Origin of the sequence: Pseudoalteromonas sp. T1lg22 (assembly GCF_002964645.1) — a bacterium.
Lineage (GTDB): Bacteria > Pseudomonadota > Gammaproteobacteria > Enterobacterales > Alteromonadaceae > Pseudoalteromonas.
The window spans coordinates 511683-536813 of sequence record NZ_PQBY01000013.1; the positions used below are offsets into that span (position 1 = coordinate 511683).

Consider the following 25131-nt stretch of genomic DNA (forward strand, 5'->3'; position numbering starts at 1 on the left):
TTACTTTGAGGGCCTTTTCAGGCCCGCTATGACAATTATCTAATTCACGCTAACGGTAAACCAGGTTTCCCAATCCGCACTATTTTTTACATACGCATTTTTCTCTACTTCTAACAAATGCTTTAATTGCTCTTCAGCGGTCAACATAAAATCCATTTTATGAAGCCCTTGCCCAACTCGTAACTTCCAATAACCTACACCTTGGTCAAGCGTGATTGTTACTTTCTCACCTGACTCAAATTCAAGTAAGAAGGTTCTTCGGTGAGGTACCTTGTATTTTTCTGTCAGTATCAGATTTGCAGAGGGAGAAACCTTAAATTGCAGCCAAGCACTAAAAATGGATTTATAATCTTCGTCATAGTCCCAATCATGCTGAATTGCATAAGCCTGACCATTACCTCTCGTCTTAAAGCAGGTTTTTACAGTAGTTAAGATGTCTTTTCCATTAGTTATTGACTTCAGTAACTCCGACACCATCATCATACTTGATGGGCTTTGTAGATAACGATCAATGTAAGTTATAGTTTTCAATGTATCAGAAAGAATTAGCTGCTCTAAATTTTTATTAGAGTCAGTTAATTGCTTAAGGAAGTTGGAGCCAAACTCATTTAGCGGCCCATTAAGTTTATCTAAAATTGGTATCTCAACTGTACCAGCATCTTTGACAGGTTCGAAAGTGAGTAGCGTCCCATTTAGCTCTCTAAACTCATTAGCTTCAATCGCAATTTCATCACTTGTCAGCCAATCAATACCTGGTAAGGTCGCTTTACCGGATTTGTTTGCTACAGAAATGCAACCTTCTTTGGTGATAACCTGAAAAACAACAGGATGTTGGATTTCAGCAGCATAAATTCCCACGCCTATTTTTTCCAAGCTACTTAAGAATGTTTCAATATCTTCATTAAACTGAACATCAGGAACAATGACGTGAACAGAAATGTTTTCGGCTAATAAACTATGGAAAAGTGATTTGAAGTGACCAATTGATGTGTCCCAATCATCTACATTATTAGATAAAACAAATTTAACTGTTTTAGGCTGACTTCGTATTAGTTCATTTAGTTTTTCTTTGAGCGTATTTGCAACATATTTAACAGGCACCCCAATACCAAGCATTTGCTTGCATTCGACCGGTAACTGAATGTAACTTTGAACATTACTTGTCAACCAAGCTAGCGCTTGTTTACGATCCAGTTTATCTATGTCATGTCGAGAGTCCGACTCCAGTAGACATTTATGGCAAAAGCGTTCACAACTTTCACTGCAGTCTAAAATATCTAGTACTTTTTCAATCAAACTTTGAATATTATCTTTTGCAGAAGTAGCAAAACCTGCGCCACCGCTTACCATATCAAATAGCTGTATGGCTTGAGCTTGTACACTTTTTTCAATTAGTGTAGCTCTGGTGCCATAACCAACTTCATTTACAGAGATACCTAGCTCATTCACCAGTGCTTTTCTAAGAGCTACTGAAATCGTTGTTGCAATAGACGTATCATTTAAGAATTCATTTGTAATTGGGCTTCTTAATATCAACTCAAACACATCGGTTGTCGTTTGATAACCCAAGTGGATATTTTCTAATATTTTGCCATTGGCATTACATTCAGCCTTACCTTTTTCGTCACGTTGAAACTTATTAGGCATTGGCGGTCTATGGGGCTTGTCTAAGGAAAGTACTTGAGGTAACTCAGATAAAGGCGTCATAGACTCTGCTTTACCACAACTTAAACAAATGCCATAACCAGTTCCATATAACCCTGAGCAATGGTGGAACACTTGTCCTGTAGTATCACTTACCATAAACCCTATCTCAGGGTTAGGTAACGCTCTGTGTTCGCCTTTTCCTATAACCCAAGGTTGCTCTACTGGGACATAGTGGGTACTTGCAATATTGTTGGTAGGTTCGTGATAAAAATCAACCACAAAACCTGTCGGTTGGATCACTTTCCGTTGGTTTTTTAACGGGATAGATTCCGCGCATTTGGCATTCGAGCATACAATTTCGCTTTGCTTGCTTAACTCTTCCTCATATCCTGTTTGGCCACAACTACTACAGCGCCATGCCACATCAAACTTTTGAGAGTCTTTACCACCTTCCACATGTATATTTTGCCAATTTAGTGAAATACCTGCAGACCTATGTACTCGACCATCAAGTACCAATTCAGTACCTGGAGCAAACTCACGAATTGCAACAGCGAGATTACGGCTAGGCATCCCTCGGCTCAGTGACACATTGTCTTCACGCTCTTCTTTATTTTTATAACGTTCTTTATCTTCTTTCTGGCGAATATAATCGGTCAAAGAGTTAACAGAAAGGTTTACGACATCTGTTGGAAAACCGTAGCCAGGTAAAAAACCTCGCGTCGCCAAGTCCCTTAATAAATACTCTTTTACTAATCGATTAAGGTCATTCGATAACTTGTAGCCATAGGGACTCTCAAGTTCTGTCTTAGATAGTTCAGTCTCAATATAGTGGTATTCATTTAACCAACGTTCAGCAAGTTCTTTAATTTTCAATACAGTGTCATTACGCAATGTCTTTTCAGAACAATCGGCTAGTACTGTACCTTTTACCAATAAATTAATATCTTCTGACCATTCTGAACTTAATCCATTCACCCAATCAATAAAATCCTCATATATTGCTTTAGTTCCCTCATTTTTTAAATAAAACCACTGTAAATTTAGAAATAGCTTTTCTTTAGTTGTGGTGCCTATTTGCTCTCGTAAAAAAGAGCCTAATAAAAATGAGTTAACATGGCGTTGTACTATTTTTTTAGAGCTAAAAGTAACTCTGGGAGCGGCAATTACGGTTGTAAAGGGCCAACTTGGTTCGCTAAACACAAATTGATCATGTGGATTATTTTTACAAATTGTGAAACCTATTGCGCGTGACTCACTAGAACGACCTGCACGACCCGCCCTCTGCAGGTAGTTTGCAGGATGTGGTGGCACATTATTCATTACAACAGCCGAGATCCCTCCAATATCTACCCCCATTTCCATGGTCGTTGAGCAATTTAATACATTTTTTTGACCATTTTTAAAACGCTCTTCGTAACGTTCTAAATTATCCGAAGATTGTTGGGCGGAGTGCTCAGCAGTTGTATAGTAAAATCCCCCTTCAACAGCACTGTCGTTAATATCAGTCCATAAGTTTTGTTCGCGTAATAAGTTAACTTTCTCGTCTTTAGCTACATTTTCACGAATTTCTTCAATGAATGTTGAATTGTCTGTACTTGTATCAAATTCCCAAATTGATGGTAATTGTATTGATTTACAAAGGTAATTCTCTACACCTTTGTTCCAAGGCATATAAGGTGACATGTCTGCAAAGACGGTATCAATTAGCTTATTAGTAACAGGACAAATATAGGCTTCGGTTAGTAAGCTAAACTCAACTGTTTTTAAATTAAGTTGATATTGTTTTCCTGCATACTCAGTAAGCGCTTTACTTTTAACTAAATCATTCCAAGCAGTTTTTAGCCAAGTATTAAGCCTATCTTCTTCATTTTTTCCGATAGCCTTAAAGCCTGCTGCTTGTGCCAATAGATTAACAATTCGCTGTTGACGCTTTTTACCAGTTTTGACTAAAGGCCAACATTTTACTCTTTTTTCATTCTCGTCTTTTGACTCAGGATTTATCAAAAATTTAGGATAAAAGTGCATTCCTGCCCACTGAGATATTTCAGCAGGAATTTCGACATAGGTATTTTCTCTGACGAAGAAATCCATACAGACTTTTAGGTAGTCTTTCCAGTCTTGTAGAGTAAAGCCAAACTCTTGCCAAAACTCAGGTATATTCTTAATTTTTTCAATACCTGGGTAGACTAATTTGACTAAACCTTGCGTCTCAACGTTATTCCTGTATTTGGGCCTGCGTGCAACTTCACGGGTTAGAATCATTTCAGACAATTTAGTGGCATCATTTTTCTCAAAGACTTCTGGAGAAAAGTAATGATTCTCATATGTCATTGAGGTAGATATATTAGGATCTCGTCTCAGTACATCAACTAACTCTCGCCATGAAAATGAAGTTGGCATTACACTAGTGTTAGTACCATTTGTTTTATCATTTAGATATTGTTTTAGTGCTTTAGAAAGTTCAGGCTTTCTATCTCGAAGATCCTCTATTTCTTCGCTTATTTCCTCATCATCCCAACTACTATATTTTTTTAGTATCGTTGGATCAGCATTTACTTTTTGTTCAATGTGATTTTTTAGCTCACGAATTAAAGCACCTCTGAAATATGAACGTTCAGCTTCTTGCTGCATACTAACCGATATTTTTGCTGTGCCTTGGCGACTGTCCGTAAATGTAATTAACCTTCGCCCCCTAGCTGGTAATTCATTGGGACCTAATTGTTTAGCATCACTGTCTTTATCAGGCTCAAAGTCAGGACAGTACTCCAATATCGTTGGGACAGCATTAGTTGTATAAAAAGGTGCGCCAAGCATTGCACGCCTAAATGCTTTACCGTATTTACCTTTGCCTGAGAACCCACAACTTGAGCACCCTTGTAAATCTTGTACTCTTTCCGCTAAAACAATTTCACCATCGTCAAAAACAAGTTTTCCCTCTCTACTTATACCAATTTTATCATATCCATATTCTTCATTTTCATTTTGGCTAAACACAACTGCTTGAGACGTTTTATAGTCTGATTTTCTCTGAGGGTTTGTATCATCAAAACCTTCATCTTCTCTGTCACCCTCAGATAGCGCAAACTCATCAATATTGCGATCTACCCATTGGTGAATAATTGACTGATTGTCATATACACCAAGCAAGTGAGGTTCGTTACATTTTTCACAGAATGACAATTCAAGAACAGGCGCCCCACACTCACAACGCATTCGATGCTGAGAGTACACGTTACCAAATGCCCACCCGTCTTTAAGCGTTGAGCTTTGTTTATGACTACAATTTTTATCTATACAAGCCCATAACCCATTTAATGTTCTTTGAAAGTAATGTGCTCTCAGTTTTAAAAACGCTTCATCGTCACTACTTGGTTTTGTCACTGTGCATAAATCAATCCACTGATAAATTTCTTTTTCACTGAGATTAAAATGCGATAAAGCTTTCTTAATTTCATTTATTGTTTTTGGTGGTGTATTTGGCTGTGTTAATAAATCACGTAATGAAATTGCAATTTCATTTGATTCTAACGCCTGATAACGAAGCAACGAAACATCTGGATCTTGCTTCTCTTTTCTATTTTTTGGCGCTTGTCCTTCTGGTTCTATCTTAGAAATTTCTTCGATACACAAATTATCCAAATGCCTTTCGGTTAATGGCGGCACAATGCGTTGTCCACCTATAACGGCTACTTGTTCTGTTGAGATATTTGCTAAGTTAGCTAAGTATTTTTTAAGACTCTCTTCAGCTTCCGCTCCCGCAATGGTTGCAGATGTTGCTACAAACCGGATATCTTCTGGTTTTACCTCAAACGCCTGCATTACTCGTCTTAGTTGCAGTGCTAGCTCTGCCGCTTGCGAACCAACATATGTATGCGCTTCATCAAGTATTATCCAGCGTAGCTTTCCTTTAGACTTTTCTATAATTGGCGCATCAGTTTGTCTAACCAACATATACTCAAGCATAGTACCGTTAGTTACCAAAATTGGTGCTGGACTTTCTCTTAGAGCATCTCTACACATCACTTCTTGAGGCGTCTTCTTTTGAATTTGAAGTTCTTTACTTTTTAGATGCTCAGGTGTTTTACCGTTAAACAAACAAAAACGGATATCCCCTTCGAAATGTTGAGTCCAAGCATTTAAACGCTCTCTCTGTGAGTTAATTAATGCATTAAGAGGGTATAAAAATATTGCTCGAACACCTTCGATTCTTTGTTTATATTCACTTAGCTCTTTATACAAGTCCTGTAAAACTGGCACCATAAAACACTCAGTTTTACCTGAACCTGTACCACTCGTTATAATAAGAGAGTTAACTTCATCTTTTTTTTAATAAATCATTCCAAGCTTTATATTGGTGCGCAAATGGGTGCCATGTTTTTTTAAACGCATACCGTTTATTTTTATCAGAATCCAAAGCATCAACGACAGCTTGTGACAATAAACCTTCAGATACCAGATCTTGCATCTGATAGTTAGTATCTCTTTCCCAACTAAACATTTGCTCAAAAACAGGACCATTAATAAACTTCTCGTCCGTTTCCATTTTTTGGTTTAGATGACTTCTTAAACTAGGGTTATTAATTCCCAATACGCTAAGGGTTGCTTCTTTTGCTCGATCATTTGCTCGTTTTTTTAGTGTTGAAAAGTATTTATTCAATTTTGTTTACTCCTGAATAAAAAAGCACAAAGCGCATTGATAAATTGAGTCGAACCAGTTACGGTCAAACTCCATCAACTGTCTTAAAAGGAAGTAATTGACGGAATCAGTACTAAGAACTTCTTCCCATGTTGTATCTGTTGCAGCAACCACTGCAGCTGCAATGGGGAAATAGATAACAGCAGCCTGGAATTTATTTGGAACTTTAAACCGGACTAAATGCGGATAATTATGATTAACCAACTCTTGCAGTGGTAATTGATAATGCTGAGGCCAACGAATACCTAAATCAGAGTTATCTCTTAATAGCTCATCGCGCATAATATCAATCAAAAACGAATACATATTTTTACTACTGCTTTTTAAAGTGAAAAACTCAGGCAACCCCAAAAAACTGCAAATAGAACTTGACTTTTCACTTTTGTATTTATCAACCAGTATTTGTGGTATACCTAACTCAGCCAAGTAGTTCTCATATTTATTTAAAGCACTCTTCCATTGGCCTATTGGTAATAATTCCCAAACAATATTAAACTCTGTTTGTATTGTCTGCATAACTTGCTCAGTGTTTAACTTAGTCACGAAAGGCAATAGTGTTAAACACTTAGGGTGCTTAACTAGCGCTTTAAATGCTTCAAAAGTAGGTGCTGGGAGATGGGCATATTTATCTAAAAGACAATCAAAATAGTCCCAACCAGAATGCTCAAAGTCATTAGTCATTTGATCTAACACTGCATCAAACGCTGATTTGTTATGTACTGGATGATAAAGCTCAGCTGCTTTTCCTAATGACTTAATCAGTAGTGGCGCATCAATACTGTGTGATGCAGGAATGAAAACAGGCCTGAATTGATAAGTCGAATTTTGTGAAGGGATCGCTAGATGAGGAGTTTTAACAACCAAAGGAAGTTCAAACTTACCTATATGCACTTCCCCTGATGACCTTTGTGTCAATGCTTCACAATTCTGCTCAGGATTAGCTAAGTTCAGAAGCTCAACTTTAAGCCCTGAGAAATCGACTTGTTTATCTGCTTCAAAACTTAATAAGTTATTTTCTTTAGAGCCATAAAGTGCATACCTCCCAATTGTATATTGTTTAGTTTGAACCCCGTCACCACTAATAACCATACGAACTACTTCATCTAATTCTGATGATTGTGCCGTTGCTAAAAGAGATTTTATTTTCTCACGTAAATCAAAAAGATTAACTTCTTCAACGAACTTATCTACCTTGTATTGAAAGATATATGAAGTATTACCTGGTGCACTTGTTGGTGCTTTTAGCTCAATTTCAAACAATGAACTTGGTTTATGAGCTTCTTTAAATAAATTAATCCTTGCTCCAAGTAAACTATCGACAGAAATAAGGTATGGGAGCTCACGTCCCGCACCATCAAATAACAAAGCGCCTTTACTTGGAAAAGGTAGTTTTAGAGTAATAGGTTCAGACAATAAATTGGCTTGAATATGCATGTCAAAATAAGGCGGTGGCGCTCCATCAGCTTCGAGTTCAATTCGTTTACCTCCATTTATCAAAACGGCTTTATTTTTTATCTCCTTAGAAATTGAATATACAAATGGCTTATCACTGTGGATAGTTAGACATCCTAAATTCGATTTCTTGCCAGCATGTAAACCTAATTCGAATTCTTTTGGTAAAATCGCCAGTTTTCGACGATACAAAGTTTTTTGACCGTCTTTTATTCTAAGTACTTGTCTACCGAAAAAATTACTGCTACTGCCCAATTGCGCTATATCATTTTCACCGATTAAGATTTGGGTATGGGGGTAATCACATGCGATTTTTGGTACCCCTTTATACACTGGGTAACCAGTAAGAGTTTCAAATTCAAAGATATCACCAGAAATATGAACCGCTTCTTTGTGAAAGCTATCAAGCTTTGTTGATAACTCATAACTATCTGTTTTTGAACCTGAAAAGTAATTAACGCTTAATTCACCGCTAAAGGTTATTAGACGATAATTTTCAACGCTAAAATCATTAATGATGTGAGCATTGCCATCGAAAACCTTGGCTGAGTCTGCAACTATAGCGGTCAAGGATTCCGCTTTTTGCTATGGCTGCCTAAGCCAATGACAGACAGTTGTTCCTGTTGATTAAGTAATAGTGGCATCTCATCACAAGGCAACCAAGATCTTGGGATTTCTTCACTCAAGCGTATTCTACCAGCCTGCATTACAACTAACTTTAAAGGCGCTTCATAAACATCACGCGTAAACGTCACTTTAGTTTTACGCAAGTGCAGTATTATTTGCTCCTTAACTAGTTCTGCTCTAGCCATGCCTAAGTCAGCAATCTGCTTGTCACCCTCATATATCAAAACTTCTACAATTGGTGCAGTTAAGTCTTGTTTATTGAGATCAACTGATAATTTCTTACTCACAGTAATTTCTGAATTAAATGCTAGCCTTTCAGTGCCTTTAACCCATTGAGTCAATCTCAAACGCTCACTTACAAGCTTTGATACTTTACGTTGCTGGGTCGCAGAACTTAATAAAACAGATAGGAACTCGTCTCCCAATTGTGTATCCAAGGGGATAGGAAAACTATTACGCCACTTGGGCAAAAGATTATCTAGATGTTTGGCAGGATTGGACTGCTTCTCCAACTCGTAGGTATCAATTAACCCATACAAATTACTCACCATGTCATGCAAAAGTGTAACTGTACTTTGCGCTTGAAAAGCATCAGGCAACTTGATGAGTTGTTGCTCAATAAATGGAAGTGGTGACTGACCAAACGATTTTGCTCTGTCAAATTCATTTAGCAACCTTTTAAATAAACTTTGAAAACGACTCCCTTCTGCTGCAAGAAGAGCAAATGGCAAGCCACCTTCCGCAAAAACCGAACCTAAATAATCGTTTCTATAGGCACTGTGTTTATTTATAGGGCGTTTCCAAAACGTTAATCCTTTCACTATCACTTTTGATCTTTGGTTCGCATCGAGCTCGTAGCCTAATTGCTCAAAAATGCCTGCCCAAGAAAAACCTGTTTGGTATTCTCTTCGATACCACTCTGCACTAAACAAACAAAAACATGCACACCAATCTCGATCATTTAAAGTCAAGCTTGTAGGGGCTCTAAATCGTAAAAGATCCTTATTACGCTTGTACTCAACTTCAGTTGCATGATAGCTAAATAAAGGTAAACCCTTAGCTTCCAAATAATTACGCTGAGTTAAAAATTCTCTAATGAAGTTACTACTACTTTCTACTTTATTTTTACTTGCAAAGGCTTCATCTGAAACGGTCATTATTTATCCTTTTCTAGGCTGAGCAATTGAGTTTTTATGCGCGCTATCGTGGTTATTTCGCCTTAATAAAAGCTAAATATATTAAATAGCTGCGCAGTATTTGATACTGACCAAATTTAATGATGTTAGGTTAAAGAGTTTGTTCAAAAAAGGGAGGTTACAAGCTTGCAAACTATGTGGGTAAGTCCATCTAATTTGCTGTTGAAAATCCCTTTCAACACAATATTTACACTCTAAATTTTCATTAGTTTAACAAAGCATACAATTAATGCTAGGTACAAAAAATAAACAGCTTAAAAATTAAAACCAACAATAAAAACAATCTCACTTTATTACACGCTAGGGCGGGATTTAACTTTGCCTGTATTTCAACCAAAAAGTAGTTCGGTTCTAAACGTTGGACTCCAGCCAGCAGTTTTCGGTATCGTATGCGGTCACAAGTTGTAACGCTGTCTTTCTATCGCCTCGATATGACCCGCGCGGTACTTTACCATCAAGCGCAATGATTTGTTTACCCGATGCTTTTCGCTGTTTGTTGACCCAATTGAGCAGAGCCTCAAGCAGGGACCCTGCCACCACGGACTTGAGGATCAGAGCAATGGTATGGCGCTTTGGAATACCGTGTTTGAACGGGCGATATTGCCGTAATCAAACTTGCCTTGACTCACCATAAAGCTGAATACCATGCCAGCCCTCAGCACCCGCCATGATAGCGCTAATCACGAGGAAATTGACATCGACTAAATCATGCTTTTTGTTATATCTGAATGCGTTTCTTCAACAACAGTCAGGTGCTCGATCAAGCTCATTGGCAATGCCCAGTAATTAGAAAAGTACTATTTGATCATAAATCTGCGCAAAGTGCGATCCCGCCCTATGAGTTCAAGGGTTTCAACCCCCAGGAAATAGGTGTTCTACATGAGCTGATATAAGTGTAAGTTTTTCAGAATGTCTATCACTTGAAGTGCCAAAGGAATTCGATGCTCTCAGCGGGTAAATTCCATCAGGTAATCTCAAAATCAGCTCACTCCATCACAGCTCCCCTTTGGCAGAAAGAGCAACCCTTTGTATAAATGGGCATTTTACAAACAGCCTGATGGCCTGTTTATATTGTGACCTTATTGCCCTAACTGGCGCAACTAGCTCAATGCACTACCACTCCTGCAACTGCTGCAACTCACGTAAACGCCCGCGTTGCAATAGCAAAGCGGCAAACAAGTCGTCTATCGAGCGATTGCCCACTCCTAAGCCAGGTAGCGCTAGGTTGGCCTCGGCGAAAAAGCGCTGCGAAAGTACGCTCTCTTGCTCGGTTTCCCAGGCTTGTTGCCACCAGTGGCGTATATGCTCTCCTGCATGATGCAAGCGGATATTACTGGGCAGGCGGTCGCGCTTTTCATTGTTCGCTTTGGGTGTGCTCGGTAATAAATTCCATAAATCGTTGTTTGGCCAGCGTGAAAAAGGCATGCAGTGATCAACATCAAAGCCTTGTTGCAGCGAACGCTGCGTCCAGACACAATGAATAGCATCCCCCTCTTCGGCCATATCGGTCACTCGCTGGCGCACTTCTGTGGTCGTGCGTTTAGGGTCAAGCCAGTTTAATGCCTGGGAGAAGATATATGGCTGCTGCTCCAAGTGAATCGCATTACCGCGATAACTGGCCATGGTTTTCGCCCATTCGCTGACCAAAACGGGTTCAATCCAGCAAGCGTAGCGATTCAGAGCTGTCCAAACATGCTCGGGCAGGGAAAACTCGCCCCATTGGCACAGGCTCTCAAAGTCTAAAAACAGGGTGTCCTTGGCACGAACCACTTGGCTCGCAAGCTCGAATACGCACTGTTCGGTGTTGGGAAAGGTAATATATTTGCAGGGCATATTGCGAATGTTCTGCACCGCATGAGAAAGGGTTTTGTGCAAGGCAAGCGCATCATCGCCAACAAAAAGGTTACCAACGCGGTAGTCGGTCGCATTCAGGTGCGTCAACAGATGCCAGCCATCGTCTTTCATAAACCCCATGTTTGGACTGGCGTTGGGCGTTTGATACAGATCGTAGTGATCGATCAAATCCTTATACTGATGACACCAATACAAGGCGACCAAACCCGCGGGCAAAATGACGCGATTGTCCTCCCTGCGTATCACGGCTCCTGGGTGACCATCGGCAATGCGCAACAGCACCCGCATCAGTGCCAATTTATGAGTCGCAGATTTACCATCATTGAGGGCTACATGACGAATTAAACTAAAAGAGCCACTCCCATCATCCGGCAAGCGCAGTACCACTGTTTGCCAATGTACATCTGCGCGATTGAGCTCGTCAGTTTGGAGCTCGGTACACAAAATACACTGTAAGCCAACTTGCGTTGCTAATTGCTTTAACGTATCGGCGCATACCTGATACATACCACGCTCTTTGCGTTCCACCTCTCCTTGCCCATGGCGCAGGGAGATAACCAGTCGGCCGCCCGGTTTCAGTAAGTTTGCCAGCTTGCGGATCGCTCGCGGACGTTGCCCTTCGGGAATATGCATCCAAACGGCACTGAGCAAAATAAGGTCAAAACTGATTTCTTTGCTGGTAATACTTTCTAATTCCGGCAAGGAATCTTCTAGCCAATGAACCGCATAGTCTTTGGTATGTCTGGCGCCTAGCTCGGCAAGCATTTGCGCCGGCTCAACCGCATATACCTCAACATCTCGTCCGTGCTGAGCCAGATATAAGGCATCCCGACCGGCTCCCGCACCAATATCCAGCATGCGACATTGTGGTCTATTTAGTAGCGGTTTAAGCAGATGCAACCAGGACGCATGTACCTTTTCAAAATCGGTGCTTAGGTATTGCTCGGCCAATTGCGAAGCATGCTGGTTATAAAACTGAGCGCTCAAAAGAATCCTTTCTACTACTTATAGTTATGAAGGAAAAGTAACACACCAAATAGCAATAACAAAGGCCGGCAAACTTTTCTTGGCACAAAAAAACGCCCCGCAAGGGGCGTTCTGGTGCATATATGAATTAATGGCGACGGCTGAGGATTTCGACTATCTCCAGGCTGTTTTCCAGTACCCGGAAAATGTCGCCGTGCATATCAACAATCACATGGCCGTGGCGGTCGCGGCGCAGTATTCTGCCGTGACGGTATAGGTCGTAATCAATATGGTGACCTACACGCCAGTAGCGGTCATGGCGGCGATGGCTGTAATGGTCGCAGTAGTAGTGACGATTACGTTTATGCTTTTTATGATAGCCATAGTAGCGGCGATCATGGTGACCGTCATAGTGGCGGTCCCTTTTATGCTTACTATGATGTTTATCATGGCGTTTTCTGTCCCGCTCGTGGCGGTCATACCGCTTTCTGTCACCTTCATGGCGATATTTGTGATCACGGTCGTCGTGATTCACCAGTTTTTTCTCTTGGCCCGGCGGTACGAAGTGATCGGGTTTCGCCAGAGCTGCATCCAGGGGTGCCAAACAAAATAGTGCCGCACCGATAACAAATGTAGTGAGTCGCATAAGGACCTCCTTTTTCGGTCTGTTGACCTCTTTGTAATATCTTTACTCTAGTGGCAATTCCATGAACCCCAGATAAACCAACGTGTCCTTTACATTTATTTACACACGCCAAAAATTCCTTAATGAAAACTGAACAAAGTTACGCAGATATCAATCCCTACACTATACTTTTTTCTTACTACCGCGAGCTCTACTACCAACAACTAACACTAAAGAATCCGGCTCGATAACTCTTAGCTAAACAGTTGTAGGAACCAATTTGAGCAACAATGAAAATACCATCATCTTGCTTTTCGATTGTGGCGGGCTTTGCAATGCTGTCTTCCCTCGTCATTTGCAGCGCTACCTGGGCCTGCATATAGACGAGTTTGCGTTTCGTACCAGTGTCGAAACTCTGAACTTTAGCGCCCTGCTTTTAGATGAGCATTATTGGGTGAAGACCGAATTCGAGAACGGTGAGTATCAAGGTGACTTGCATGTGTGCAGCGGTGAGCAGGCGTATATTATGGTTTCCCTGCAAAGACGCCTGTCCGGCTACCACCAACTGAGTAATGCCGAACGTCTGCAAAACATTATCAACAGCACCCGAGCCGGGACCTGGGAGTGGAACTATCAAACCGGGGAAGTGATCTTAAACGAGCGCTGGGCGCAAATTCTCGGCTATACCCTGGAAGAACTCTCCCCCATCTCCATAGATACTTGGCTGGAATTTGCCCACCCAGATGATATCAAGCGTTCCAACAGTGCCCTGGAGCGCCACTTTTGCGGTGACGACGAGGTTTACCTGTGCGAGGTGCGCTTAAAACACAAGGATGGCCACTGGGTTTGGGTTCGGGATTGCGGCCGGGTAGCCACCCGTACAGCCAATAATCAGCCGGAGTGGATCACCGGCACCCATATAGATATCAGCAACCGCATCAACACCATTAACGAGCTGCAGCAGGTACGTAACGAGCTTAACTCCATTATCGACAGCCTGCCGGCAGCGGTGTTTAAAAGCCCGCTCAATCGACTTGGCTACTTTACCTATATGTCGGTCGAAGTAGAGCGCATCACCGGCTATAAGGTCGCCGACATACAACGCAACAGTCATTGGTGGCTGGCGCAAATACATCCGGAAGACAGAGAAGCGCTGCAGGCGGAGTATAATCACTGGCTTGCCCAGGGAGCGCTAGGCGTGTGTAAATGCGATTACCGCTTTCGCCATAGTCAGGGCCATTATGTGTGGCTGTGCGAACATAGCCAACGCATTAAAGCGCCAAAAGGCAATAATGGCGCTGAGGATGCCCTGGTTGGCTCACTGTTCGATAAAACCGAGAACATGAGCCTGCATACGCGCATGGATGCCCTGGCACAGATCATCCCGGGTATGATCTATCAATTTGTGCTGACGGCCTCGCGCTCCTGGCACTTTCTTTATGCCAGTGAGGGAGTAAAACGTATTTTCGAGGTGACACCCGAGCAGGCGCTGCAAAACCCGGCACGCATGTTGAGCAAGGTGGCCCACAGCGACAGAGAGAATATGCTTGAGGAAATCGTCCACTCGGCGGCCAAGCTGGAAGACTTCGAATGTGAATTTAAAGTCACCCTGAGCGTTGGCTACAAGTGGCTGTTTGCCCACGCTATTCCGCAGCGCCAAAGCGACGGCGGCATTATGTGGACCGGCATGGTGATAGATATAACCGAGCGCAAGCTGCTGGAACTGAGGTTGCGTAAAGAGTCGACCACAGATCCCCTAACCGGGCTTTATAATCGCCGCTTTTTCTTCGCGCAATTGCAACTGCGCCTCGACCAGGCGGTGCGAGAAGAGCAGCCATTGGCGTTGATCATTCTCGATCTTGACCTGTTTAAACAAATTAACGACAACTTCGGTCATCATGGCGGCGATTTGGTGCTGCAAACCGTGGCCCAGCTGCTCAATACGGTGATCCGTAAATACGATATCGTGGCCCGCATTGGCGGCGAAGAGTTTGCCATTATTCTGCCCAATACCACACAGGAGCAAGGGGTGAGTGTGGCGGAAAAAATCCGCGAGAAAATTGCTCAGGCCAGCATTTGCATTAATCAGGAGATGGTCGAGATCACCGCCACCTTAGGGGTAGCCAGCACCGAGTATACCAAGTCTCAGGTTAATGCCTTGTTTAAACAGGCGGACTTGTGTTTGTATCAGGGCAAACGCTTGCGGCGCAACTGCGTCATTAGTAGTTCGCTGTAACGCCGCCGCTCCCTATTACAGCAAGTTGCCGTCGTCAGCATAGGCCTTTAAGCGCAAACCATCGGCGTCTTGTTCATTCTCGCTCGGGACCCATTTGTTCATGCAGCTGGGTGTTTGTGTGCAGGGATCGGTTAAGGTTGCCAAGAATGCCAATAAATCTTCGATTTGCTGTGGCTCATAACTCTGTGGCTGCAACTGTGACTTACCCTCACTTTGAAGTCGGTCGAGTTGCGCCAAGGCCAGCTCGGTGTTGTCTCGCCAATGCGCTATTTGTATTCCCGGCTGAGTGTCATCGGGCACATAATCGCCAATGCTTTGATGAGGTTGCAGGTGATGCACAAGCATATCGCTGAGCTCGGTAAAGGCGCCGCTGTGTCCCCAGGGTCCGGTTTGCGTGACGTTCAGCAGGGTCGGCGTTCTAAACGCATACTTATCATCCGCCGCCTTGGTTTCACGATAACGGCCAAAGTCATCGTCTCCCCACTCGCCATCACCTTTACCACGACCTATTTGCGGCACCGCCAGCACATGGAAAGACTCGTCGGTGAAAAAGCCACCCTGATGGCAACTGGCACAGGCAAAGCCGCCCCGCTCGCTTGTTTTGTAAAATAGCAGTGCCCCACGCTTGGCTTGCTCGCTGATGGCATTTTGCTCGCCGTTTAGATACGCGGCCCAGGGGTTGTCTATAAGCACCTGGGAGTTTTCATACGCGGCAATGGCCAGGGTGATGTTATCAAAGGTCAGCAATGAAACAGCACTGCCTTCGGGTTGCTCCAGGCCTTGACGAAAGGCTTCCAGCCAATTGTTGATGGCCAGCTCGTCGGTGTTGCCCTGAAAACGCGCTTGCAGAGCGGCACGTAAATCGTCGTTATTACCATCAATAACAAAGTCAAAGCCACGCATCTCCTCTTTTGAGGTCACCGGGAATCGCGCTTGTGCCTGCGCCAGGGAAACACCGGCCTTATCATCACGCTCGCCGAACAAAGAGTCTGGAGTGCGCATATCGCCCTGTTCATCTAGCACTTCGATACGCCCATCATGGAACAAGGTGCGTTGATAAAATGCCAGGTTAAAGGTGCTGGGGGAGTTACGGGGAACGGTGGGCCCGCCATCATGGTGATAACCGTTGGCATCATGAAGACGACCCGGCCCAAGCAGGTCGGGCTGCAGCGCTTCCACGCCCACCGGCAAGCTTAAGGCATCGCCACCGCCTAAATTGGGGTGATGGCAGCTGGCACAGGCGGTGTCTAAATTGCCACTGAGCGCCTTGGTAAAAAATAGCTGCTTGCCGAGTTGTGCCATCGGGCTGTCAATGGCGACGGCCTCTTGCGGTGGTGCTAAGGGGGCAATCTTGTCTGTGGCGATCAGGCTTTGCAGCTCGACTTCTACCGCAGAGACCTCAACGGCGGGTGGCTCCTGGGTTTGAGTATCGCTGGAATCACAGGCACTCAGCATAAAGCACACGGCCAGAGGCAGCGCTGTTTTTGTTGTCATTGCGTTATTCTCATTAATTGGATTTATTATTGCTTCGCTACGCCAGGCTACACATCAAGCATGCTGCAAGCTAGATAGCAGGCGTTCAGAATGCGGGCATGATATCCCAAGTGCACCTCTATTAACATTACTTAACATTACACAAGGCGCTATATTGGCATTTGAGGGAGGGTTTATACCTATACCTAGTTAAAATATAACTAGGCTATGCACTATGTAAGGGGAAAAAGCGGAATAAATGACTAGAATTCGTCCCTAAAAAAATGACATAATTACATGATTATTACAAATAAATAACAACAATAAGGGAATTATCCATGAAAAAGCTCACCTTAGCTGCCCTGATCTCTGCCACGCTCGTAGGTTGTGGGGGCTCGGACAATAATGACGATTCGACCCCGACTCCGATAAACAAAAACACTTCCCCGACGCTTAGCGGCCCCCTCACTTACGATGTAAAAGCCGCCGCAGAATACCAAGCAGTATTAAATCTAGCCGATGCCGATGGCGACACCATCTCGGTTTCGGTCGCAGATAAACCTGCGTGGTTAAACACAGAGGTAGCAAATTCGCAGCTCACCTTAACCTTAGCTCCAGGCTTTTTTGATATTGGCGAACACGCAGTTACTTTACAAGTAAGCGATGGCAAGGCCAGTGTCGATTATCAACTGACATTAACCGTAGGGGATAACCCAGATAAATGGCAAGACATTGCGCTTGGAGATGGGGTACTTGAAGGTTTATGGACTAACCCTGCTAACGGCAATTCTTTAGCATTCACCGAAAGCAACAACGGGGTTATGACCGATGCCAATGGTGATATCCATCATTTTTCCTATGAAGTGAGTGACACAGGTTTTACTACAGATATCAAAAAATATGCCTGTCTATCATGCACAGAATATGACTCGCTGGAATTCGAAGTTGTTGCTCAAGAGCAGGATAAGATTCGTGTGGTGCTGAGCACGGGTGAAACAGAAACCGTTATGAATTTAAATAAAACGGTTCACCCTGAGTTACAACCGAGCTATTTCTTCATCGACGAGCCATCAAGCTATTATGGGGTCGGCCAGCTTGCGCCAAGCACCAACAAAGCCAGCCTGCCTGTATTCTTTGCAAGAATAAAAGGGAAAGACTTCAATAGCACGACTATCAATACCCAAATAGAAGGTAATCGGCTGGTTATTCCTACTCTTTCAGAGGATTTTTCGAGGTCATTCTATGATATCGATTATAACTATGTGGAATTATTTTTTACCCATCATATAGACGGCATTAAAGTACTGGCGCAAACGGAGCAAGGCTTAGCCATTGAGTTACTGCACTACAATGATTTAAAGGCAGAATCTCAAGGTATCAGCTTGCTTAATCCGAGTGAGTTAGAAGACGCGCTCATGCCGCAGGCGGATGTGCTCATTTATAGCAAGGTAGATAAGATCTCTGCGCCGGCGCTGGCGACCGGTGCTAGTTACTCGGGACGCTTTATTACGGAGGCGACCACAATTGGTGAAGAAGAGTATTTGATTGGTGGTACGGTCCTGACATTGGAGTCGGCGAGCAAGGCTAAAACGAAAATTTACAGCCCTAAAACCAAGCAAAGTGAGGAACGCACTGTCACACTGACTCAGGGCGCGGATATCCTGGCTGTAAATGATGGAACAACGACCACGGAATACAGCTTCTTTAGTAATGGAGAGAGAACCTGGGCAGCTCGGTATTTTGCAGAGTCAGAAAGTTATCTTGCCTACCCCTTTATGGAAGTGGATACCAACCTGGCATCGGCTAACACGCTGAGCGATGTTATCGGCATATACCAGCATCAGGATGCATTCACCAGCTTGGATAGCAAAGACACCACTAATTATATGTGGTTGCACAGCGACGGCTTTGGCAATTATAGCGAGCTCTTTAATTATCAGCCAAACCTGAATGAGCTCTACAGTGGACGAGACCTATGGAAGCTTGATGAAGAAGGCAGAATTCAGTTTATCTCAAACTATTATTGCCCTACTGCTACAAACTATGATGAATGTTATACCGAGACGCTGGCGACTCCGGAGGCAGTGTATTTTATGCGTTCGCTACGTCCGCTGCACAGCGAAGGTGGTCAGATCCTCTTTAGTTACAGCTTTGCCGTAAAAAGTGGTGCAAGTGACTACTCATATCAGAGCCTAAGACTGCTCAATAAAGTTGAGTAAATAGAATAAAAAAGCCGAGCAGAAGCTCGGCTTTTCTTTTCTGATTAAAGCGGTTCGTTAACTTTAACGACCATTTTACCGAAGTTGCGCCCATTGAGTACGTCGTTCAATCCCGCCGGTGCATTTTCAAGGCCTTCAATCATATGTTCTTTGTACTTGATCTTGCCCTCGCTCACCCACTGTTGCATATCCTTGGCGAACTCGTCATAACGGTGGCCGTAATCATCGTAAATGATAAAGCCTTTTACCGTCACGCGCGTTACCTGCAAAAATGACATCAACTGGTATGAGCGGTCCGGCCCTGCCGGCAGCTCGTCACTATTGTACTGGGAAATATTGCCGCACAAAGGAATGCGGGCGCAGGGGTTTAATAACGGTAATACCGCATCGAACACCTTACCGCCAACGTTTTCAAAATAGACATCTATGCCCTTGTCACAGACGGCGGCTAATTGCTCAGCAAAATCATCCGCCTTATGGTCGATACAGGCATCAAAGCCAAGCTCTTCAACCACGTAACGACATTTTTCTTCGCCACCGGCAATGCCCACCACCTTGGCGCCTTTAATTTTTGCAATCTGACCCACGTTCGAGCCCACCGCACCGCTGGCCGCGGCGACCACCACGGTTTCGCCTGGCTGAGCATTGCCGATATCCAGCAAGCCCATATAGGCGGTAAAGCCGGGCATACCCAAGACACCCAAGGCCCAGGATGGCTTACTGGGATTTTTACCCAGGTTAATCGCCATCTCGCCTGTGCTGATGGCATAGTCCTGCCAGCCGTTAATCGACAGCACCCAGTCACCGACGGCATAACCATCCAGGTTAGACTCCACTACTTGCGCCACCGTGCCACCGAACATCACCCCGCCAAGAGCAACCGGCTCGGCGTAAGACTTGGCGTCACTCATGCGCCCACGCATATAAGGGTCGAGGGAAAGATAAACGGTACGCAGCAGCATTTCCCCTTGTTTTGGGCTTGGGATCTCCCCCTGGTGCAAACGAAAGTTTTCGGCTGTGGGTTCCCCGACCGGGCGTGAGTTCAACAGGATTTGACGATTAACTGTATTCATTATTAATTCCTAAACATTTTTGAATGGTTACTCAAGTATAATTGGGATCGTCACTCGGCTTTCAAGACGGCAAAGCGTTGCAAAGTGTAATTCTAGGTAATAAAGCGTTATTAGCCCTAACAAGTCGAGGCGCGCCAGTGAAGAAACCTGGGCAAAGGCGTTCATCATTCGGTAGACTCTTTACAAAAGTCCCGTTGTCGAATCTCATGAGCTTTAACCCGCATTTGCCCCTGGTTTATCACCCAAATTACTCATTCAGCTTTGATCCCAACCACAGGTTCGTAATGAGCAAATTTGCGCGCCTGTATAAGCATGTGAAGGAGTTGGGCTTAGTGCGGAACAACCTGCATCAGCCGGAAATAGGCTATCCGGAAGATCTCGCCCTGGTGCACTGCGACACCTATGTCGACGACCTGTGGCATAATCGTCTCGATGCCAAGGCCATGCGGCGCATCGGTTTGCCCTGGTCACCCAGCTTAATGGCCCGCACCTTTACCGCCCCGCTGGGAACACTGAAAACCGCCCGCCTGGCACTTAAAAATGGGCTTGCCTGTCATCTCGCCGGGGGTACCCATCATGCGCATTATGATTTCGGCTCCGGCTACTGCATGGTCAACGACCTGGCCTTCACCGCCCAAACCCTGATCCAATCGGGCGAGGTGACCAATGTGCTTATCTTTGACCTGGATGTACATCAGGGCGATGGCACCGCAGCGCTTTTGCAACATCAGCCCTATGCCTACACCTGTTCAATCCACTGTGAGAAGAACTTCCCGTTTCGGAAATGTGCCAGCGATCTCGACATAGGCCTGGCCAATAATATGGGCGATGATGAATATTTGGGCATAGTCGATGACACCCTCAGCCATTTATTGCACAGCTTAAACCCGGATTTAGTGCTCTACGATGCCGGCGTCGATATCTGGCAAGAGGATGGCCTGGGCAAGTTGGATATCAGTTGGCAGGGTATAGCACGTCGGGATCACCTGGTACTCACCCGTTGTCAGCAACACAATACGCCGGTGGCGACCGTGATTGGCGGCGGTTATGACAGAGATCATGCCCGCTTAGCGGCGCGTCACGCAATCGTCGTAGAGCAGGCCGCACGCCTGTAAGAAAAAAGGCTCCGAGGAGCCTTTGCTTATCATTTACTATTGGGAATATGCCGCTATTGCGCGCTCACCTAAACTAGGTCAGCGCTATGAGCTGTGAACCCGCGACATGATAATCCACAGCCATGGTAATGCTTAAAATGGTGATATTAACGATGGAAAAGGCAAACACCTGCCTTGCCCAACCGGCAACATCGATATTGCGACGATAACCGCGCAGCGCCATCAGCAACCACCAGAAACTGGTGGTGCAGGCCACCGCCGTAAAGGCCAAGCCGGTGTATCCACCAAGGGGCAGCAAGATCACCACTAAGGCATATAAGGCGATGTACAAGACAATTTGCCGCTTGGCCCGCTCCACTCCCTGTGCCACGGGGAGCACAGGAATGTTGGCGTCTTGATAGTCTTGATAGCGAAAGATAGCGATGGCGTAGGAGTGTGGCATTTGCCAGACGCAGAACATCAGCAGCAAGACGGCGGCACCGGCATCGAACTGGCCGCTTACCGCACAATAGCCCACCACCGGCGGTACCGCCCCCGACAAGCTGCCCACCAGGGTGCCATACACCGAATTGCGCTTCATATAGAGGCTATAGACGCCTACATAAATAACAAAACCAAAGGCTGCAAAGCCCAACGCCAAGGTATTGGTGTACCAGTACAATGCGCCAAAACCTAATACCGCCAACACCAAGGCGTGGAACAATGCCGCCGTTGCCGACATTTCGCCCGTTACCGTCACTCGGCGTTTGGTGCGCGCCATCTTGGCATCGATATCGCGGTCAATGACATTATTGATGGCACAGCCCGAGGCCACCACCAAAGACAATCCGACCAGGGTTGTCAGCATCAAGACAAGGTCCACTTCCCCGCGAGCGGCTAGCAAGAAGCCCCCCGCGACGGAAATAAGATTCCCCATAATGATGCCGGGTTTGGTTACCGTAAAGTAACGACGAAACATAAGCACGACCCTTTTCTTAGTACATCATCATGGCGTTGGATTCATAGATGATCCACACCGACAGGCCGACCACCATAACGATGATCAGGGCACTAAAAATAAACGACACACTGTTGGCCTTGCCCTCATCGGTGACAAAGTTAAGGTGTAAGAAGTATTTCAAGTGCACCCAGATTTGCACTATGGCCGCCACCACCACGGTGGCCATAGTACTGCCTTGCGACAGCGCCCCCGTCATCACCGCCCAAAAAGGGATGGCGGTTAACAACACCGAGAGCACAAAGCCGATAACATAGTCTTTAACCTGACTAGACGCCTGCTGATGGCTTATTTCTTCAACTATTTCAATTTGTTGAATTTCGCTATGACTCATTACATGGCTCCCATCAAGTACACTACGGTAAACACACAGATCCAGACGATGTCTAAGAAATGCCAAAACAAACTCAGGCAGCTTAAACGGGTCACCGTTTGCTTGCCCAAACCACGGCGCAGCACTTCAATCATCATCACCGTCATCCAAATCAAACCGGCAGTAACGTGCATACCGTGCAGGCCCACCAAGGAGAAGAAGGAGGTTAAAAACGCACTCTGCTGTGGCCCGTTACCATGGGCAATCAAATGATGGAATTCATACACTTCCATGCCGATAAAGACGGCGCCAAAGGCAAAGGTGACCGCCAGCCAACCCAGAGTCTGTGCTTTTTTCTGGCCGTTGGCGGCTATCATGGCAAAACCAAAGGTAATACTGCTGAGCAGCAGCGCCGCCGTTTCCACTGCGACAAAGTCGAGTTCAAAGATATCCTTGCCGGACACGCCGCCGGCGGTATTCATATAGAGCACCGCATAGGTGGCAAAAAAGGACGCAAACAACAAACAGTCGGTCATCAGGTATAACCAAAAACCGAATACCGTGTTGCCGCCGCTGTCATGATGCTCATGGTGGTGCTCATGCGCGTGCACGCCCGCTAAGGCATTGATTGAGGCTGAAGTTGTGGCACTCATAGCGACCCTCCCGCTGTAGCTTGCTGAATATGGGCGCCTTCGATGCGTTCAATTTCATCAACCGGCACGTAGTAATCGACATCCCTGGTGTAACAACGCTTAATAAACATGGCGATGGCACCGGCTAGGCCTACCATGGCCAACCACCAGATATGCCAGATCATGGCGAAGCAAAATAGCGTGATCCCGGCACTCATCAGTACACCCGCCGAGGTGTTCTTCGGCATATGGATAGGCGCGTAACTTAATCCTGGCTGATAGGCCTTGCCCTGCTCTTTCACCTCGGTCCAGGCATCGATATCCGAAACCACCGGAGTTTTGGCAAAGTTGTAATATTGCGGCGGTGATGCCGTTGACCACTCCAGGGTGTGACCATTCCAAGGATCGCCACTGGTGTCTTTAAGCTGCTCGCGGTTTTTGTAGCTCACATAGAGTTGGATCACCTGGCAGACAATGCCAACCATGATGATCACCGCACCGACAAAGGCAATGTACAGCCAGATATTCCAATCCGGGTTATTGGTGTGGTTAAGACGGCGGGTCATACCCAAAAAGCCCAGCACGTACAGCGGCATAAAGGCCACGAAGAAGCCCACCAGCCAGCACCAGAAAGACGCCTTGCCCCAACGCTCATCGAGCTTATAGCCCATGGCTTTAGGGAACCAGTAAGCAAACCCGGCCAGGTAGCCGAACACCGCACCACCGATAATGGTGTTATGGAAGTGGGCAATCAGGAACAGGCTGTTGTGCAGCACATAGTCGGCACCCGGGATGGCCAGTAACACGCCGGTCATACCGCCAACGGTAAAGGTCAGCATAAAGCCGATGGTCCACAGCACCGGCACGGTAATGCGCAGGCGCCCGCGATACATGGTGAACAGCCAGTTAAACAGCTTCACCCCGGTGGGCACGGCTATCACCATGGTCATGACCCCAAAGAAGGCGTTGACGTTGGCACTTGAGCCCATGGTAAAGAAGTGGTGCAGCCAGACGATAAAGCCGAGGATAGAAATGGCGCCGCTGGCATAGACCATTGACTTATAACCGAACAGGCGTTTGCCGGTAAAGGTGGAGATCACCTCGGAGAAAATGCCGAAAGCAGGCAAGATCAGGATATAGACCTCGGGGTGACCCCAGGCCCAAAACAGGTTGATATACATCATGGCATTACCACCGGCTTCATTGGTGAAGAAGTGGAAGTCCAGGTAACGATCAAGCGTTAACATCGCCAATACTGCCGTCAAAATAGGGAAAGAGGCGGCGATCAGGATGTTGGCCCAGGTACAGGTCCAGGTAAAGATGGGCATTTTCATCAGGCTCATACCCGGCGCACGCATCTTAAATACGGTGACCAGGAAGTTCACCGCGGTCAGCAAGGTGCCAAGCCCGGATATTTGCAGCGCCCAGATATAGTAGTCGACCCCCACGCCCGGGCTAAAGGAGAGCTCGGATAAAGGCGGATACGCCACCCAACCGGTTTTAGCAAATTCCCCCAGTCCAAGAGACAGGTTGATCAACACGGCACCGCCGGCGGTCAACCAAAAGCTGAGGTTGTTCAAAAACGGAAAGGCCACATCACGAGCACCAATTTGCAAAGGCACTATGATGTTCATCAAGCCAATCATAAAGGGCATGGCCATAAAGATGATCATGATCACCCCATGGGCGGTAAAGATTTGGTCATAATGCTCCGGCGGCAAATATCCCGCCGCGCCGCTGGTGGCCATGGCCAGTTGCGTACGCATCATAATGGCGTCGGCAAAACCGCGAAACAGCATGATCAGCGCCAAGGTGATATACATCACTCCCAGGCGTTTATGGTCGATGGAAGTGATCCACTCATACCAGAGCACTCCCCACTTTTTGTATTTTGTAAGCGCGGCCGCCAGTAGCAAGCCGACCACGGCCACCACCGCCAAGGTCACCATAATAATGGGCTCATGGTAGGGGATGGCATCGATTGATAGCTTTCCAAATAAACTCATA

At 45.4% G+C, this 25131-nt stretch carries 15 protein-coding genes and 1 pseudogene; 3 read left to right on the forward strand and 13 right to left on the reverse strand.

The annotated features are described in order from the left end of the window. Positions 1 to 39: 39 nt before the first annotated feature. The 7 genes and pseudogenes from C2M24_RS09400 to C2M24_RS16005 all read right to left on the reverse strand — a co-directional run bounded on the left by C2M24_RS09400 (position 40) and on the right by C2M24_RS16005 (position 13087). Positions 40 to 5910: a helicase-related protein gene (locus C2M24_RS09400; RefSeq protein ID WP_199775702.1), complete on the reverse strand. Its 5871-nt coding sequence runs from the start codon at positions 5908 to 5910 to the stop codon at positions 40 to 42. 55 nt (positions 5911 to 5965) lie between these two features. Continuing rightward, a complete protein-coding gene (locus C2M24_RS16090; RefSeq protein WP_199775703.1) occupies positions 5966 to 6307 on the reverse strand; it encodes a hypothetical protein in 342 nt (113 codons plus the stop codon). 6 nt (positions 6308 to 6313) lie between these two features. Next, positions 6314 to 8368 (reverse strand): STY4851/ECs_5259 family protein, encoded by a 2055-nt coding sequence (locus C2M24_RS16230; RefSeq protein WP_267894373.1) that lies wholly within the window; start codon positions 8366 to 8368, stop codon positions 6314 to 6316. Beyond that, a complete protein-coding gene (locus C2M24_RS16235; RefSeq protein WP_267894374.1) occupies positions 8365 to 9582 on the reverse strand; it encodes an STY4851/ECs_5259 family protein in 1218 nt (405 codons plus the stop codon). Before C2M24_RS16235 ends, C2M24_RS16230 begins: the two co-directional genes overlap by 4 nt. A gap of 414 nt (positions 9583 to 9996) precedes the next feature. Beyond that, positions 9997 to 10391, reverse strand: a pseudogene (locus tag C2M24_RS09410) (ISAs1 family transposase); the annotation flags it as partial. Positions 10392 to 10734: 343 nt separating this feature from the next. Continuing rightward, positions 10735 to 12462 carry a class I SAM-dependent methyltransferase gene (locus tag C2M24_RS09415; RefSeq protein ID WP_105214467.1) on the reverse strand — a complete coding sequence of 576 codons (1728 nt, stop codon included), beginning with the start codon at positions 12460 to 12462 and terminating at the stop codon, positions 10735 to 10737. 127 nt (positions 12463 to 12589) lie between these two features. After that, positions 12590 to 13087: a hypothetical protein gene (locus C2M24_RS16005; protein WP_158683747.1), complete on the reverse strand. Its 498-nt coding sequence runs from the start codon at positions 13085 to 13087 to the stop codon at positions 12590 to 12592. 259 nt (positions 13088 to 13346) lie between these two features. Here C2M24_RS16005 and C2M24_RS09425 point away from each other — a divergent pair, with 259 nt between their 5' ends. Beyond that, positions 13347 to 15302, forward strand: a complete 1956-nt coding sequence (locus C2M24_RS09425; RefSeq protein ID WP_105214471.1) for a GGDEF domain-containing protein — start codon at positions 13347 to 13349, stop codon at positions 15300 to 15302. A gap of 15 nt (positions 15303 to 15317) precedes the next feature. On the opposite strand, the gene C2M24_RS09430 is transcribed toward C2M24_RS09425, so the two are convergent. Then, positions 15318 to 16796, reverse strand: a complete 1479-nt coding sequence (locus C2M24_RS09430) for a cytochrome-c peroxidase (protein ID WP_105214473.1) — start codon at positions 16794 to 16796, stop codon at positions 15318 to 15320. 317 nt (positions 16797 to 17113) lie between these two features. On the opposite strand from C2M24_RS09430, the gene C2M24_RS09435 reads away from it, so the two are divergent. Then, a complete protein-coding gene (locus C2M24_RS09435; RefSeq protein WP_105214475.1) occupies positions 17114 to 18994 on the forward strand; it encodes a hypothetical protein in 1881 nt (626 codons plus the stop codon). Between the two features lie 44 nt (positions 18995 to 19038). Here C2M24_RS09435 and C2M24_RS09440 read toward each other — a convergent pair whose 3' ends face one another. After that, positions 19039 to 20067, reverse strand: coding sequence for an NADP-dependent oxidoreductase (locus C2M24_RS09440; RefSeq protein ID WP_105214477.1), 1029 nt, complete (start codon positions 20065 to 20067; stop codon positions 19039 to 19041). Positions 20068 to 20273: 206 nt separating this feature from the next. Here C2M24_RS09440 and C2M24_RS09445 point away from each other — a divergent pair, with 206 nt between their 5' ends. After that, on the forward strand, positions 20274 to 21182 hold the full coding sequence (locus C2M24_RS09445; RefSeq protein ID WP_105214479.1) for a histone deacetylase family protein: 909 nt from the start codon (positions 20274 to 20276) through the stop codon (positions 21180 to 21182). A 73-nt stretch (positions 21183 to 21255) separates the two neighbouring features. Here C2M24_RS09445 and cyoE read toward each other — a convergent pair whose 3' ends face one another. The 4 genes from cyoE to cyoB are packed head-to-tail and all read right to left on the reverse strand — an operon-like array spanning position 21256 to position 25130. Beyond that, on the reverse strand, positions 21256 to 22140 hold the full coding sequence (gene cyoE / locus C2M24_RS09450) for a heme o synthase (RefSeq protein ID WP_105214481.1): 885 nt from the start codon (positions 22138 to 22140) through the stop codon (positions 21256 to 21258). Positions 22141 to 22156: 16 nt separating this feature from the next. After that, on the reverse strand, positions 22157 to 22513 hold the full coding sequence (cyoD, locus tag C2M24_RS09455; protein WP_105214483.1) for a cytochrome o ubiquinol oxidase subunit IV: 357 nt from the start codon (positions 22511 to 22513) through the stop codon (positions 22157 to 22159). Then, positions 22513 to 23145: a cytochrome o ubiquinol oxidase subunit III gene (gene cyoC, locus C2M24_RS09460; RefSeq protein WP_105214485.1), complete on the reverse strand. Its 633-nt coding sequence runs from the start codon at positions 23143 to 23145 to the stop codon at positions 22513 to 22515. The genes cyoD and cyoC overlap by 1 nt, the downstream gene beginning before the upstream one ends. Beyond that, on the reverse strand, positions 23142 to 25130 hold the full coding sequence (gene cyoB, locus C2M24_RS09465) for a cytochrome o ubiquinol oxidase subunit I (RefSeq protein WP_105214487.1): 1989 nt from the start codon (positions 25128 to 25130) through the stop codon (positions 23142 to 23144). The genes cyoC and cyoB overlap by 4 nt, the downstream gene beginning before the upstream one ends. Position 25131: the final 1 nt, after the last annotated feature.

Coding starts and splice junctions, on each gene's coding strand:
- C2M24_RS09400 (WP_199775702.1), bottom strand. CDS start 5,910: ATGGTGCCAGTTTTACAGGACTTGTATAAAGAGCTAAGTGAATATAAA.
- C2M24_RS16235 (WP_267894374.1), bottom strand. CDS start 9,582: ATGACCGTTTCAGATGAAGCCTTTGCAAGTAAAAATAAAGTAGAAAGT.
- C2M24_RS16005 (WP_158683747.1), bottom strand. CDS start 13,087: ATGCGACTCACTACATTTGTTATCGGTGCGGCACTATTTTGTTTGGCA.
- C2M24_RS09430 (WP_105214473.1), bottom strand. CDS start 16,796: ATGACAACAAAAACAGCGCTGCCTCTGGCCGTGTGCTTTATGCTGAGT.
- C2M24_RS09435 (WP_105214475.1), top strand. CDS start 17,114: ATGAAAAAGCTCACCTTAGCTGCCCTGATCTCTGCCACGCTCGTAGGT.
- C2M24_RS09440 (WP_105214477.1), bottom strand. CDS start 20,067: ATGAATACAGTTAATCGTCAAATCCTGTTGAACTCACGCCCGGTCGGG.
- C2M24_RS09445 (WP_105214479.1), top strand. CDS start 20,274: ATGAGCTTTAACCCGCATTTGCCCCTGGTTTATCACCCAAATTACTCA.
- cyoE (WP_105214481.1), bottom strand. CDS start 22,140: ATGTTTCGTCGTTACTTTACGGTAACCAAACCCGGCATCATTATGGGG.
- cyoD (WP_105214483.1), bottom strand. CDS start 22,513: ATGAGTCATAGCGAAATTCAACAAATTGAAATAGTTGAAGAAATAAGC.
- cyoC (WP_105214485.1), bottom strand. CDS start 23,145: ATGAGTGCCACAACTTCAGCCTCAATCAATGCCTTAGCGGGCGTGCAC.
- cyoB (WP_105214487.1), bottom strand. CDS start 25,130: ATGAGTTTATTTGGAAAGCTATCAATCGATGCCATCCCCTACCATGAG.